Source organism: Nocardia sp. NPDC127526 (assembly GCF_042672265.1).
Lineage (GTDB): Bacteria > Actinomycetota > Actinomycetes > Mycobacteriales > Mycobacteriaceae > Nocardia.
Genome location: NZ_JBHXVO010000008.1, coordinates 255,880 through 268,843 on the forward strand (window position 1 = coordinate 255,880; position 12,964 = coordinate 268,843).

Annotated in this window: 13 protein-coding genes; 8 read left to right on the forward strand and 5 right to left on the reverse strand. The window is 68.6% G+C overall.

The features are described from left to right. Positions 1–43 precede the first annotated feature (43 nt). Genes ACFVIV_RS17320 through ACFVIV_RS17330 form a run of 3 tightly spaced genes read right to left on the reverse strand, consistent with a single transcriptional unit; the run spans position 44 to position 3,106 of the window. A complete protein-coding gene (locus ACFVIV_RS17320) occupies positions 44–712 on the reverse strand; it encodes a response regulator (RefSeq protein ID WP_379197293.1) in 669 nt (222 codons plus the stop codon). Positions 713–726: 14 nt separating this feature from the next. Continuing rightward, positions 727–1,902, reverse strand: coding sequence for a MacS family sensor histidine kinase (macS, locus tag ACFVIV_RS17325; protein WP_379197295.1), 1,176 nt, complete (start codon positions 1,900–1,902; stop codon positions 727–729). Beyond that, positions 1,886–3,106 carry an AI-2E family transporter gene (locus ACFVIV_RS17330; protein WP_379197449.1) on the reverse strand — a complete coding sequence of 407 codons (1,221 nt, stop codon included), beginning with the start codon at positions 3,104–3,106 and terminating at the stop codon, positions 1,886–1,888. Before ACFVIV_RS17330 ends, macS begins: the two co-directional genes overlap by 17 nt. A gap of 239 nt (positions 3,107–3,345) precedes the next feature. Here ACFVIV_RS17330 and ACFVIV_RS17335 point away from each other — a divergent pair, with 239 nt between their 5' ends. From ACFVIV_RS17335 to ACFVIV_RS17345, 3 genes are all read left to right on the forward strand, one after another. Next, positions 3,346–4,863: an adenylate/guanylate cyclase domain-containing protein gene (locus ACFVIV_RS17335; protein WP_379197451.1), complete on the forward strand. Its 1,518-nt coding sequence runs from the start codon at positions 3,346–3,348 to the stop codon at positions 4,861–4,863. 4 nt (positions 4,864–4,867) lie between these two features. Then, positions 4,868–6,019, forward strand: a complete 1,152-nt coding sequence (locus tag ACFVIV_RS17340) for a YbhN family protein (RefSeq protein ID WP_379197297.1) — start codon at positions 4,868–4,870, stop codon at positions 6,017–6,019. 72 nt (positions 6,020–6,091) lie between these two features. Next, a complete protein-coding gene (locus ACFVIV_RS17345) occupies positions 6,092–6,469 on the forward strand; it encodes a DUF3054 domain-containing protein (RefSeq protein ID WP_379197299.1) in 378 nt (125 codons plus the stop codon). A gap of 173 nt (positions 6,470–6,642) precedes the next feature. Here ACFVIV_RS17345 and ACFVIV_RS17350 read toward each other — a convergent pair whose 3' ends face one another. Then, positions 6,643–8,211 carry an NTF2-like N-terminal transpeptidase domain-containing protein gene (locus tag ACFVIV_RS17350; protein ID WP_379197301.1) on the reverse strand — a complete coding sequence of 523 codons (1,569 nt, stop codon included), beginning with the start codon at positions 8,209–8,211 and terminating at the stop codon, positions 6,643–6,645. A gap of 450 nt (positions 8,212–8,661) precedes the next feature. On the opposite strand from ACFVIV_RS17350, the gene ACFVIV_RS17355 reads away from it, so the two are divergent. From ACFVIV_RS17355 to ACFVIV_RS17375, 5 genes are all read left to right on the forward strand, one after another. Next, positions 8,662–9,285 (forward strand): hypothetical protein, encoded by a 624-nt coding sequence (locus tag ACFVIV_RS17355; RefSeq protein WP_379197303.1) that lies wholly within the window; start codon positions 8,662–8,664, stop codon positions 9,283–9,285. 13 nt (positions 9,286–9,298) lie between these two features. Beyond that, the gene (aroQ, locus tag ACFVIV_RS17360) at positions 9,299–9,736 is read left to right on the forward strand and encodes a type II 3-dehydroquinate dehydratase (protein ID WP_379197305.1); all 438 of its coding nucleotides are present in this window, start codon (positions 9,299–9,301) and stop codon (positions 9,734–9,736) included. A 321-nt stretch (positions 9,737–10,057) separates the two neighbouring features. Continuing rightward, positions 10,058–10,987 carry an ABC transporter ATP-binding protein gene (locus tag ACFVIV_RS17365; RefSeq protein ID WP_379197307.1) on the forward strand — a complete coding sequence of 310 codons (930 nt, stop codon included), beginning with the start codon at positions 10,058–10,060 and terminating at the stop codon, positions 10,985–10,987. Further along, entirely contained in the window at positions 10,984–11,835 is an 852-nt protein-coding gene (locus tag ACFVIV_RS17370; RefSeq protein WP_379197309.1) for an ABC transporter permease, read from the forward strand. Before ACFVIV_RS17365 ends, ACFVIV_RS17370 begins: the two co-directional genes overlap by 4 nt. Continuing rightward, positions 11,825–12,061 (forward strand): helix-turn-helix transcriptional regulator, encoded by a 237-nt coding sequence (locus tag ACFVIV_RS17375; protein ID WP_084528515.1) that lies wholly within the window; start codon positions 11,825–11,827, stop codon positions 12,059–12,061. The genes ACFVIV_RS17370 and ACFVIV_RS17375 overlap by 11 nt, the downstream gene beginning before the upstream one ends. Before the next feature lie 12 nt (positions 12,062–12,073). Here the strand turns inward: ACFVIV_RS17375 and ACFVIV_RS17380 are convergent, their stop codons facing one another. After that, entirely contained in the window at positions 12,074–12,952 is an 879-nt protein-coding gene (locus ACFVIV_RS17380) for an NAD(P)-dependent oxidoreductase (protein ID WP_379197311.1), read from the reverse strand. Positions 12,953–12,964: the final 12 nt, after the last annotated feature.

The following is a 12,964-nucleotide window of genomic DNA, read 5'->3' on the forward strand; positions in this document are numbered from 1 at the left end:
GCCTGCGGGCCCGCGCGCATCAGGGCAATCCCTGAATCCGGCCCTACTCGAGGCCCTGTTCGATGGCGTAGCGGGTGAGCTCCACCCGATTCCCGAGTTGCAGCTTGCGCAGCGTGGACTGCACATGGTTCTCCACGGTGCGATGGCTGAGGCTGAGCCGGGTGGCGATCTGCTTGGCGGACAAGCCCTTCGCGACCATGCGCAGCACCTCGGTCTCCCGGTCGGTGAGGGCGGGGCGGTGCGGTTCGTCGCGATCGGGCGGGGTGTTGGCGATGCGCCGGTATTCGCCGAGCACGAGCCCGGCCAGGCCGGGCGTGAACACGGCCTGCCCGGCGGCGGTGGCGCGCACGGCGTCCTCGAGTTCGGCGGCGGAGGCGCTCTTCACCAGGTAGCCGATCGCCCCGGCCTTGATGGCGTCGAGCACGTCGTCGCGCTCGGCGGAGGCCGACAGCACCAGCACCCGGGTGCGCGGGGAGACGCGCAGCACTTCGGCGGTGGCGTCCGCGCCATTGCCGTCGGGCAGCTGCATGTCCATGAGGACGACCTCGGGGGTGACCGCCGCCGCGCGCCGGCCGGCCGCGCCGACGCCGTCGGCGGTGGCGACCACCTCGAATCCGGCCTCGGCGAGGTCGCGGGCGACCCCGTCGCGCCAGATCGGGTGATCGTCGACCACCATGACCGTGATCCGCTCGTCCGCCTCGTCTGCTGACATCTCCGCCTCCCGATTCATCCTGCCCTGGGTATCCGGAATTCCCACTCGGCTCCATCGTCCTCGCCGGCGGCGGCTTCGAAGAGCAGATGCGCCGTCCCGCCGATGGCCGCGATCCGGCCGATGATCGACCGGGAAACACCCATGCGCCCTTGCCCTTCGGCCTCGGCCAGGCGTCCGGCCGGAATGCCGGGCCCGTCGTCGCGCACGCTGACGATCAGTTCACCGCCGGTATCCTCCAGCAGCACATAGGCTTTCGCGCCCGCCCCGGCATGCTGGACGACATTGGCGAGGGCCGCGGCCACGGCGGCGGCGATCTCGCGGGCCTCCCAGCGGCCGATCAGCACCGGATCGCCGGGGGTGGACACGAAGACCGACGGCGTGGCCTGGGCGGTCAGCAGCGGGCGCAGGTCCTCCTCGGCGGACCCGGGATCGGCGCGCTCGCCCTGTTCGGAGAGCAGCACCCGCAGCGCCACCTCCTGCTCCCCCGCGCGCTGCGCCAGATCCGCGGTGGGACCGCCGATTTCGGCGCCGCGCCGCTTGATGTAGCTGAGCACCTGGAGCACGCCGTCGTGCACTTCCCGGGACAGCCGCTCGCGTTCCTGCGCGGCGGCGGTGAGCCGCACGGCGCGCTGCAGCTGCTGCTGGGCCCGGCGCGCGGTATTGGCGGCCAGGCCGATGGCCAGACCCACCGAGACCAGGACCGGCAGCGTCGCATCGCGCCAGACATCCAATTCCCATTGGGATCTGGCGGTGATGATGGCCCCCGAGATGAGCAGTCCGGAGCCGACGCCGCCGATCGGCCCCCACAGAATGGCCGAGGACATGACCGCATTGGCGGTCCACAGCGTGGTGGGCAGGGTCTGGTGGTTGTGATACCAGTCGTAGTCGGCCACCAGCCGGGTGGCGAAGATGAGCGCGACAATGACCAGGTGGTCGCCGATGACGACCGCGGTCCGGGCCCGCTTCAGATTCCGGAAGTGCGTCTGCGACAACAGGACCGCCGAGACGCCCGACCAGACCGCCATGGCGGCGATGAGCACCCAGCTCAGCCGCCGATCGGTGTAGTGCGGCACCGAGGCGATCTGCTGCCCGACCGCGTACAACAGGGTGACCAGCCGGAAGGCCTGCGCCGCCCGCCACAGCGGGCCGGTGGCCGCGTCGTGGGGATCGGGTTCAGTCCTTGCCGTCACCGCTGGAACTCCCGGCGCCACTGGGACTCTCGGTGGTGCGGTCGGCCGCGGCGGTACGGTCCTGGGCCTTGCCGTCGCGGCCGAGCGGGGGCAGCTTGTACCGGTTCGGATCCGGCTTATCCGGTTCGGCGCTGTACATGCGCTGATGCGGATCGGCGGTGGTCAGCTCCTGGTACAGCTCCTCCGGCGAATCCGCCAGCAGCGACCGGATGGCGGTATTGAGCAGCGCCACCAACGGCACGGCCAGCAGACCGCCCGCGATACCGGCCAGCACCACGCCCGCTGCAATGGCGAGCACCACCGCCAGCGGGTGGATGCGCACCGCGCGGCCCATCAGCAGCGGTTGCAGCACATGGCCTTCCAGCTGCATGACCGCGATGGTGATGCCGAGCACGATCAAGGCGGTGACCAGGCCCTTGGTCATGAGCGCGATGAACACCGCCACCGCGCCCGCCATGAACGAGCCGATGATCGGGATGAACGCGCCGATGAACACCAGCGAGGCCAGCGGCAGCGCCAGCGGCACGCTCAGAATGGCCAGGCCCGCGCCGATGCCGATGGCGTCGACCAGGGCCACCAGCACGGTGGCGCGCACGAACCCGGTCAGCGTGCCGAATCCGAGCCGGCCCGCGGTGCGCACCCGCTCCCGGTTCCGCTTGGGAATGATGCGCGTGCAGAACTCCCAGATCTGATCCCCGCCGTAGAGGAAGAAGATGAGGATGAACAGGGTCAGGAAGGTCCCGGTGAACAGGTGCCCGATGACCGTGGCGGTGGTGAGCGCCCCGCTGGTCAGCGTGTCCTGATTCGATTCGATGGTGTTGACGATGGTGTTGCCCGCATTGCGGATCTGATCGTCGCTCATGTGCAGCGGCCCGTTGATGAGCCAGTCCTGGATCTGCTTGACGCTGTTCTTGAACTCGTCCGACAGCTGCGGCACACCGGTGACGAACTGCTCCACCACGAAGGTCATGATTCCCGCGAGCAGCCCGAGCGACCCCACCAGCACCACGAACACGCCCAGCGACCGCGGCACCCCGAACCGCTGCATCATGTCCACCAGCGGTGACATGAGCGCCGCCGCCAGCAGCGCGATGGCCAGCGGAATGGTGACGGTGGACAGCCGCTGCGCGATCCAGGCGACGGTGATGACGGCGGTGAAGATGAGCAGCAGCCGCCAGGACCATTCGGCGGCTTCCCGCACGATCGGATGGACGGCCTCGGCATCCCGGCGGCGGACCGATTTCGGCTTGCCGGAATCCTGGCCGGAATCTAGGGACCCTGCCTGCGCCTCGCTCACGTCAGCGAGCCTACTGTGCACAACCCCCTGCCGCCCCGACCCGCGCCCGGCGTCCGCCGAGTTCACGGGCGCTGAAGATTCGCGCAGGCCGGACCGCCGCTAGATTAGTGGGCGTGTCAGCGCCCTTGGAAGCGGTCAAACAGACCATGCGAACCCGCTGGCCGCTGTACCTCGTTTCGATGCTCGCGGCCAATGCGTTCGGTGCTGTCCTGGTGTGGGCGTTCATTCAGTACGGGCTGCCGGTGCCGGAGGGCGAGACCAGTGCGACCCGGGAGACGGGGCTGCTGATTCCGGGGCTGATCTTCGTGATCGGCGGGGTGCTGAGCCTGACCGCGTCGGCGCTCATGCTGCGGCCGGTCATGCGCTGGCAGATGCGGGGCGGGCCGCCGAGCCGGCAGGAGCAGATGGCCGCGCTGCACGCGCCGTTGCGGCAGTCCATCCTGCATCTGGTGCTGTGGCTGATCGGCGGCGCGATCATGGCCTCGCTGATCATTGTGCGGGCCCCGGAGCTGGCGGCCGCGGTGATCGTGACCGAATGCATGGCCGCCACCATTGTTTTCGGCTTCACCTACATGCTGGGCGAGCGGATTCTGCGGCCGGTGGCGGCCGAGGCGCTGACGGTGGGCGCCTTCGATCACACGCTGACCCCGGGTGTCGGCACCCGGATGGCCATGACCTGGGGCATGGGCACCTTCGCGCCGGTGATCGCCATTGTGCTGCTGTGCGTCACGCAGATTTCTTCTCGTGTTCAGTTTTCCGCGCAGTCGCTGGCGGTCTCCATTCTGCTGTTGTGCGGAGTGGTGATCATGCAGGCGCTGGCGCTTTCCATGCTCACCGCCTCGAGTATTTCCGATCCGATCCGGCAGCTCAGCCAGGCGATCGATCGCGTACAAGAGGGCGCGCGGGATGTGCAGGTGGAAGTTTTCGACGGTTCGGAAATCGGTCTGCTGCAAGTTGGCTTCAACCGAATGATGGATGAAGCGGCCAAACGCCGTGAACTTCAGGAATTGTTCGGTCAGCATGTCGGCGAGGATGTGGCGCGGCGCGCATTGGAGTACGGCACCGAACTCGGTGGTGAAACCCGATTCGTGGCGGTGCTGTTCGTGGATATGGTCGGATCCACCGCGACGGCCGCGGAACGCCCGCCCACCGAAGTGGTCAGCCTGCTCAACGAGTTCTTCCGCATCGTGGTCGATGTGATCGACCGCCACCACGGTTTGATCAACAAATTCGTGGGCGACGCCGCGCTGGCGATCTTCGGCGCGCCCCTGGACCGCCCGGACGCGCCCACGGCGGCCCTGGCCGCCGCCCGCGAGCTGCGCGAAGCCCTGCGCGAGGTGCCCGGGCTGGATATCGGAATCGGTGTTTCCGCTGGTCTGGCGGTCGCTGGAAATATCGGTGCGGCAAATCGATTCGAGTACACGGTGATCGGCGATCCGGTCAATGAGGCGGCCCGGCTCACCGAACTCGCCAAGGAACGCCCGGAACGGGTGCTCACCTCACGCAGCGCACTCTATTTCGCCGACGAGAACGAACAGCGGCTGTGGCAGACCGGGGAGGAGGTGCAGCTGCGCGGCCGTCGGCGGAAAACCCGGCTGGCCTGGCCCGGGGAAACCAGCGACCAGGTGGATGCAGACGTGGCCGCGGCCAGTTCGTTAGGCTGACGACGTGACGGCCCATGGTGACTTGGCCGGCGAACCAGCGCCGCCCGCGGAGAACTCCCGCCGTGGCAGGTTCTGGTGGGCCAAATGGATTGTCGGGGCCGGGCTGCTCGCGCTGCTGATTTCCGAAGGCGTTTATCTATATCCGCGCCTGACCGATTCCTGGAAGAACCTCACCGAAATCCATTGGGGCTGGGTCGTTGCCTGTATCTGGATGCAGGCGATTTCCATGGCCGGATACGGGCGCATCCAGAAACAACTGCTGCACGCCGGCGGTGTCGAGGTGAGCCAGCGGAAATCGGTGTCGGTGGTGTACGGCTCCACCGGGATGGCGCTGACCCTGCCCGCCGGACAGGTGTTCTCCACCGCCTTCACCTATCGCCAGACCCGGCGCTGGGGGGCCAGCCCGATCGTGGCGTCCTGGCAGCTGGTCATCTCGGGCGTGGTGGCGGCCGCGGGGCTGACCCTGCTGGGCGTCTTCGGCGCGCTGCTGGTCGGCAATCGGATCGGGCCGGGCAAGGTGATCCTCTCACTCGGCGCGGTGGCGCTGCTGGTGTGGGGGTTCAACTACGTCTCCGCGCATCCCGGCACCCTGGAATCGTCGCTGCGGCGAATCCTGCACCTGGTCAACCGGATTCGGCGCAAGCCCGCCGACGAGGGCATGGACAAGGTGGGCGAGATCCTGGACCAGCTGGAGCTGGTGGATCTCGGCAAGCGCGACGGGGCGCTGGTGACGTTCTGGGCCATCGTGCACCGGCTCGCCGATGTGGCGTGCCTGGGCGCGGCCTGTTACGCGGTGGGCGCGGATCCCAGACTCGCCGGGCTCATGCTGGCCTTCGCGGCCGGAAAGGCCGTGGGCACCATTCCGTTCGCGCCGGGCGGCATCGTGTACGTGGACGCCACCCTCATCTACTCGCTCACCGTGGCCGCGAGCCTGCCCGCCTCCCAGGCGGTGGCCGCGGCCTTCCTGTATCGGCTGATCAGCTTCATTCTGGTGGCGATCGTGGGCTGGATCGTCTTCCTGTTCCTGTTCCGCAAGCCGCAGGCCGGGGATGCCGAATACGAGCGGGAGTTCGAGCATCACCGCGCGGGCGGGCCGCTGGTCGCCGACCGGCGGCGGCCCAACCCACCGCCCGCCCAGGAGAATCCGGGCGCCTGAGCGGGGCGTGGCCGCGACCGTAGCGTGTGTCCCTGCAAAGTCCGCCGCGCGCCGCCCGTTAACCTGTGGCCCGTGAAGAAACTGGTGCCTTTCGCGGTCGATGCAGTGCTCGTCGTCGTGTTCTGCGCGATCGGCCGCAGCAGTCACGACGAGGCCGTCCTCGCCGGACTGGTGCGCACCGTGTGGCCGTTCCTCACCGGCCTATTACTCGGCTGGGTCATCGCCGTCGCGGTGGCCGCGGGACGCGAAGGCATGACCGCCGCAAAGCGTTTCGACGGCGGCGCGGTCTGGCCCACCGGCGTCATCGTCTGGCTCAGCACCCTCATCGGCGGCATGCTGCTCCGCGTCGTCAGCGGCCAGGGCACCGCCCTCAGCTTCGTCCTCGTAGCCGCCACCGCCCTCGCCCTCTTCCTGCTGGGCTGGCGCGCCGCCATGAAAGCGCTCCGCTGAACCCAACTCTCGGAACTCTCAGGGGCTTCGCCCCCGAACCCCCGAGGGCGGACAGAGGGCGGTCCACCGCGCCGAACTTCCCGACTGCGCCCTCGAGTGGCCGGGGGCTGTCCACCTCTCCCCCCAACATGCAACCGGGCCCCGTCCGTTAGGACGGGGCCCGGTTCCTGTTTTCAGTCGTCGGGCGAAGCCAGTGCTTGTAGCAACCGTGCCGCCATGCGGGCGGGCGCGTCCCCGCTGTCCACGTCGTCGATGTGGATAGCGAAGGCCAGGTCGCCCATGGTGGCTATGAGCCAGCCGCCGGAACCCGCGGTGGCGCTGATGGCTTGGACGCCGGCGTAGCGGCCGAGGGCGGCGTTCTCGGGGGCGGCGGTGCCCTCGGCGAGCATGGCGCGGACGCGGTCGGTGACGTTGGCGGCGAGGGGCTGGATGTCGGCTTCGGTGGTGGCGGGGCTGCCGATGGCGATCATGGGGCGGGGCAGCTGGCCGTTGGCGATGGCGGCGGCCGCGATGGCCATGCCCCAGGGGCTGGCCAGCAGGGAGTCGGCGGCGCCGCCGCGGCTGACGGTTTCGGCGCCCTTGCCGGTGGGGAGCCGGCCGGTGGTCTCGTCGAGGCCGGGGACCTGGAAGTCCAGGCCGACGCCGAGCATGGTGGCGGCCTCGGCGGCATCGCTCACCGAGACGTCCTGCGGGGCTTTGTTCTTGGCGACCGCGGCCACGTTCTTGAAGATCTCGATCAGCCCGCCGACCGGGTACAGGCCGGTGAATGCCACCGAACCGTGCGCGCTGGCGTAACTGTTCTGGGCCGCCGCGACCACCGCGCCCGAGGAGGGCTGGATGGCCACGATCGAGGCGGGCGTGCCCGCGCTCACCACGGCGTCCTCGGTCGCGCGCTGCAGGCGCTGATCCATGGTGGCCGGGATATCGGGGCCGGGCGGGCCCTGCGCGCCGGCCAGCTGGGTGACGAAGGCGCCGTCGGGTTCGAACAGCTGCACGCCCCAGCCCGCGGTCTGATCGCGCGAGTCCTGCCAGACCTTGCGCAGCGAGTCCAGCAGCGGCGACCACACGCGGCGGTCCGCGGAAATGAGCTTGGGCTGCTTCTCCAGCACCACACCGGGAATCACGGCCATGCGCGGTTCCAGGATGGCGAAGTCGCCGTCGCGCAGGTTCACCGCGACGATCGGCTTGCCCTGTGAGGCGGCCAGCTGCTGCATGAGGCTGTCGCCGGTGATGAGCGGCGCGACCGGTTCGATGGCGGCGGCCAGCGCATTGGCGGTGCCGACCTGATCGCCGGTCTTGGACGGATCGATCTTGACGACATTGATGGTCTGCTCGGTCATGAGCGGCGCGCCGACAATGTCGTTCACCCGTGGCGCGGGCACGGCGTAGGTGCGGACCAGCTTGACGGTCCGCTTGCTGTCCAGCTGCGGCATGATGAGCGCCGGATCCCACGAGATGCGCCAGCCGACACTGAGTTTGCGGACCTGGCCCTGCAGATCGTACTTCCAGTCCTTGTGCTCGCCGAAGTTCCAGGCGCCGGTCATGGAGAACATGCCGGTACTGCCGTCGAGGCCGATGTACTGGGTGAGTTCGTAGTCGGGTTTACCCGGCTCCAGGCCGCTGAAGACCTGCTTCAGCGTGGTGGACGCGCCATTGGGATAGGACGTGAGCCGTGCCGCGCCCTCGTAGTCCTTCTCGTCGAGCAGGGTGGCGAACCGTTCGACGACGGTCTCCGGGCCCATTGCCCGTTGTTCCCGAAAAGCACATGACCCCATCGCAATCGCGAGGGCAGCCACCCCCGCGAGCGCGATTGCGCCCCGTATACGGAAGCGGCGGGATCCCCACACATCCATATCGCCCACTCTTCACTCTTGCCACATCAGCAACAGGACCACGGTACCTCGAACTCTGTGTTCGGGGTTCCACCTTTCCACCAGGCGTACACCTACTACGGACCACCTTAGTGCCGATTTCGGCCGGGAGGGACCAGATACATGATCACCGGTCGGTTACAGACCCTGGCGTAATCGAGACGTCGCGGACCGTGCGGTTCGCACAGGTGACACGCGGTTCCCGATCTTCGCGGGCGCTCCGGTGAACCCCGTTCTCCCAGAGCGCAATCCATCCGGCAGGAAAGCACGTAATGTTGTAATCAGCATTACAACTCCATCCAGTAAGTGAGTGTGACCGCCATGAGACACGGACATCGCGGACGCGAATTCGGCCGCCCCGGCGGCTGGCAGCAGGCCGACCTCCCCGACGCCGCGGATGCCGAGGACTGGTTCGCTGGGAGATTGCCGGCTGACTGGTTCACCGGTCCGGTAACCCTCGAGATCGATCGCGACGAGATCGTCGTGATCGGTGAACTCCCCCTTCCCGCACCCGAGAACGACGCCGGCGACGCCCCCGCGGACGCCCCGGTCGATATGGCCAAGCCGGAGGCTCCGGCCGGGATCCCCAAGGCCACCATCGAGGGCCTGATCTCCCGCTTCCGGGAATCCACCCGCCCCGCCCGCATGCAGATCGCGCAGGAGGCCCAGCACCGCTACCACCGCAGCGTGGCCTGGGGCATTACGGTCGGCGGCGAGCGAATCATGTTCACCCACCTGTCGGTTCCGGTCATGACCCGGCTGCGCCAGCCCGAACGCAAGGTCCTCGATACCCTCGTCGACGCCGGCGTGGCCCGCTCCCGCTCCGATGCCCTGGCCTGGACGGTGAAGCTGGCGGGCAAGCACGCCGAGCAGTGGTTGGCGGAATTGCGCACGGCCATGCGGCAGGTCGACGACCTGCGCGCGGAAGGACCACAGGGTCTCTAATACAGTCGGCCCTATGGCTGACACCGGTCCGATCCTCGTGCTCAACGGTCCGAACCTGAATATGCTCGGCACCCGCCAGCCCGAGGTGTACGGCGCCGACACCCTCGACGACGTGGTGGAGCTGTGCCGCCGCACCGCGGCGCGGTTCCACCGCGAGATCGTGGCCTTCCAGTCCAATCACGAAGGGGCGCTGATCGACCGCATTCACGCCGCGCGCGGCGTGGAATCCGGGATCGTCATCAACCCCGGCGGGCTCACGCACACCTCGGTGGCGCTGCGCGACGCCCTGGTGATCCCGGAGGTCCCGATCGTCGAGGTCCACATCAGCAATGTGCACGCCCGCGAGGAATTCCGGCACCACTCCTACGTATCCCCCATCGCCACCGCCGTCGTAGCGGGCATGGGCATCCACGGCTACGCCGCAGCCATCGAGTTCCTCTGCACACGCTGATCCGCTGACGCGAAGACAAGGAAGCAGCCCCGCGACCTAACGGTCGCGGGGCTGCTGCGTTGCGGGGGCTCGAGGGCGTGGCCCCCGCGAAGGTTGGACGTGGCCCCGCGAAGGTTGGGCGTGGCCCCGCGAAGGTTGGGCGTGGCCCCGCGAGGGTTGGGCGTGGCCCCGCGAGGGGTTCGGGGGCGGGAGCCCCCTGGGGATTGGGGGTTCGGGGGCGGAGCCCCTGAGAGTCACGAGAGTTGTAAATAGCTTGTTCGCGGCGAAATGTAGTAGGTATGCTACACATGATCCGATACCCACTATGGAGGGGTGGACGGCATGACCGTCGGCGAAGGCGTCGTTCTCGACGTCCAAGAACTGCGAATGCGCTACGGGACCCGGGATGTGTTGCAGGACGTCACATTCCAGGCGCATCGAGGTGAGGTGCTGGTGCTTCTCGGCCCGAATGGCGCAGGTAAGACAACGACCATCGAAATCCTCGAGGGTTTCCGGATGCGCTCCGCCGGGCGGGTCGAGGTGCTGGGCACCGATCCCGCGCACGGCGACGAGGCATGGCGGGCGCGACTCGGCGTGGTGCTGCAGTCATGGCGCGATCACGGCAAGTGGCGGGTGCGGGAACTGCTCGACTACCTGGGCATGTTCTATGCCCCGTACGCCACGGACACCATCGAACGACCGTGGAAGACCGAGGAACTCATCGCCGCCGTCGGCCTCACCGAGCACGCCGACGCGAAGATCATGACCCTCTCCGGCGGTCAGCGCCGCCGCCTGGATGTCGCCATCGGCATTGTCGGCCGCCCGGAACTGCTGTTCCTGGACGAGCCCACCGCCGGTTTCGACCCGCAGGCCCGGCGCGAATTCCACGATCTGGTGCACCGGCTGGCCGACGACCAGAACACCACCATCCTGCTCACCACCCACGATCTGGACGAGGCGGAGAAGCTGGCCGACCGGATTCTTATTCTGGCCGGCGGCCGCATCATCGCCGACGGCTCGGCCGATCAGCTCTCCCGCCGCATCGCCGGTGAGGCCGAGGTGAAGTGGACCCGCGACGGCCAGCGGTTCGTGCACACCACCACCGAGTCCACCAAGTTCGTCTACGAGCTGTTCCAGCAGCACGGCGCGGACATCGGCGAGCTGGAGGTGCGGCGCGCCTCGCTGGAGGACACGTACATGACCCTGGTGCAGCGGTTCGAGTCCGGGCAGGGCGAGACCGATCTGCGCAGCCTGGAGGAGGTGACCCGATGAATCCGATGACGGTGGCCGTCAAGGCCGGATTCCGCCGCGGTGGAATCGAACTGCGGCAGTCGTTCAGCAATGGCATGGAGCTGTTCGCCCAGTTCTTCTGGCCGCTGTTGACCCTGGTGGCCCTGTTCTTCATGCGCAACGGCACATTCGAGACCAGCGGCCTGAACCTGGGCGCGCTGGCCCTGCCGGGCGTGCTCGGCATGCTGGTCGCGTTCACCGGCATGTTCGGCATCGCGCAGTATCTGACGCTGGATCGCGAGGACGGCACGCTGCTGCGCGCCAAGGCGACGCCCAATGGCATGGTCGGCTATCTGCTCGGCAAGATCGTGACCACCTCCGGGCTGGCGCTGATCCAGGTGGTGATCGTGCTGGCGTTCGGCATGATCGTGGTCGGCGGGGTGGAATTGAACAGCCTCGGCCGCTGGCTCACCCTGATCTGGGTGCTGGCGCTGGGCCTGCTGGCCACGCTGCCGCTGGGCGCGATCATCGGCTCGGTGTTCGAGAGCCCGCGCGCAATGGGTTTCGTCTCGTTCCCGATCATGGGACTCGTGGCGATCTCCGGTGTCTTCTATCCGATCACCTCCCTGCCCGGCTGGCTGCAGGGCGTGGGTCAGGTGTTCCCCATCTATTGGCTCGGGCTGGGCATGCGCTCGGCCATGCTGCCCGGTGACGCGGTGGCGGTGGAGCTCGGCGGGTCGTGGCGGCTCCCGGAGACGGCGGCGGTGTTGTGCGCCTGGGCCGTGGCCGGTCTGCTGATCGCGCCGATCGTCCTGCGCCGCATGGCGCGCCGGGAGTCCGGGGCGAATCTGGCGGTCCGCCGGGAGAAGGCGCTGCAGCGTGCCTACTGAGGTCATCTACAACCGGATCGCCATGTTGCGCGCCGAGCGCGGTATCTCGCGCCGGGAGCTGGCCGAGGCGCTCGGCGTGCACTATCAGACGATCGGGTATCTGGAGCGCGGCGAGTACAGCCCGAGTCTGCATCTGGCCCTGCAGATCTCGCAGTATTTCGAGGTGCCGGTGGAGGTGGTCTTCTCGACCACCCCCTTCCCGCGGCTCGGCTCCGAAACCGCCTGAGCGGCACGGTGATCAGCCGGTGACGGGTGCGCCGCGCAGAATGGCGTAGGTCGAAGCCCGCTGATCCCCTTGCGCATTGGCGCGCAGCGCCTTGCTCCCGAAGACGCGGGCCGCGTGCAGCAGGGTGGCGTCGACGCCGAGAGCTTCGCTGGTCTCGACGACGTGCCGGGCGCCCGCGTCCATCATGCGCAGGTGGGCCGGATCGGTGAACCCGCCGGCTGCGGCCAGTGCCGCGACCCCGGCGTAGAACGGCGCGGTATCGCCCATGGCGCGCTGGGCGTAGGGCACGAACCGGTCGATCGGCTCGCCGGAGCGGTCGATCATGGCCAGCGCCTGTTCGTAGGCGAGCAGATTGGGCAGGAACATGGCGTAGACCGCCTGGTAGTACAGCTGCGCGAGACCGTCCTCCGCACCGAGGTATTCGGGGGCGGACAGGTGGGCGAGCCGCTCCGCGTGGGCGTCGTAGGCCTGCTGCGGACCGCTGTAGAAGATGAATGCCGCCGGCCCGCCGAGGCCTTCGGGCTGGGCCATGACGCCGCCGGCGAGGAACTGCCCGCCGTGGGCGCGGACCCAGGCCGCGCCCCGGCGGGTGTTGTCCGGGGTGTCCGAGGACAGGTTCACGATCACCCGCCCGGACAGCCGGTGCGGGGCCTGTCCCAGGACGTCGTACATCGCCCCGTACTGGGTCAGGCTCAGCACCACCAGCTCATTGGCGTCCAGCGCCTCCGCCACGGTGGTGGCGGACCGCGCCCCGAGTTCGACCATGGCAGTGGTCTTTTCGGGGCTGCGGTTCCAGACCGTCACCTCCAGGCCCGCCGCCAGGAGGCGGCGCACCATGGCCCGCCCCATCGGGCCGAGACCGATCACCGTCACACCGTGTTGCCGGGACATGCTGTGCTCCAC

Coding starts and splice junctions, on each gene's coding strand:
- ACFVIV_RS17320 (WP_379197293.1), bottom strand. CDS start 712: ATGTCAGCAGACGAGGCGGACGAGCGGATCACGGTCATGGTGGTCGAC.
- ACFVIV_RS17335 (WP_379197451.1), top strand. CDS start 3,346: ATGCGAACCCGCTGGCCGCTGTACCTCGTTTCGATGCTCGCGGCCAAT.
- ACFVIV_RS17350 (WP_379197301.1), bottom strand. CDS start 8,211: ATGGGCCCGGAGACCGTCGTCGAACGGTTCGCCACCCTGCTCGACGAG.
- ACFVIV_RS17355 (WP_379197303.1), top strand. CDS start 8,662: ATGAGACACGGACATCGCGGACGCGAATTCGGCCGCCCCGGCGGCTGG.
- aroQ (WP_379197305.1), top strand. CDS start 9,299: ATGGCTGACACCGGTCCGATCCTCGTGCTCAACGGTCCGAACCTGAAT.
- ACFVIV_RS17365 (WP_379197307.1), top strand. CDS start 10,058: ATGACCGTCGGCGAAGGCGTCGTTCTCGACGTCCAAGAACTGCGAATG.
- ACFVIV_RS17370 (WP_379197309.1), top strand. CDS start 10,984: ATGAATCCGATGACGGTGGCCGTCAAGGCCGGATTCCGCCGCGGTGGA.
- ACFVIV_RS17380 (WP_379197311.1), bottom strand. CDS start 12,952: ATGTCCCGGCAACACGGTGTGACGGTGATCGGTCTCGGCCCGATGGGG.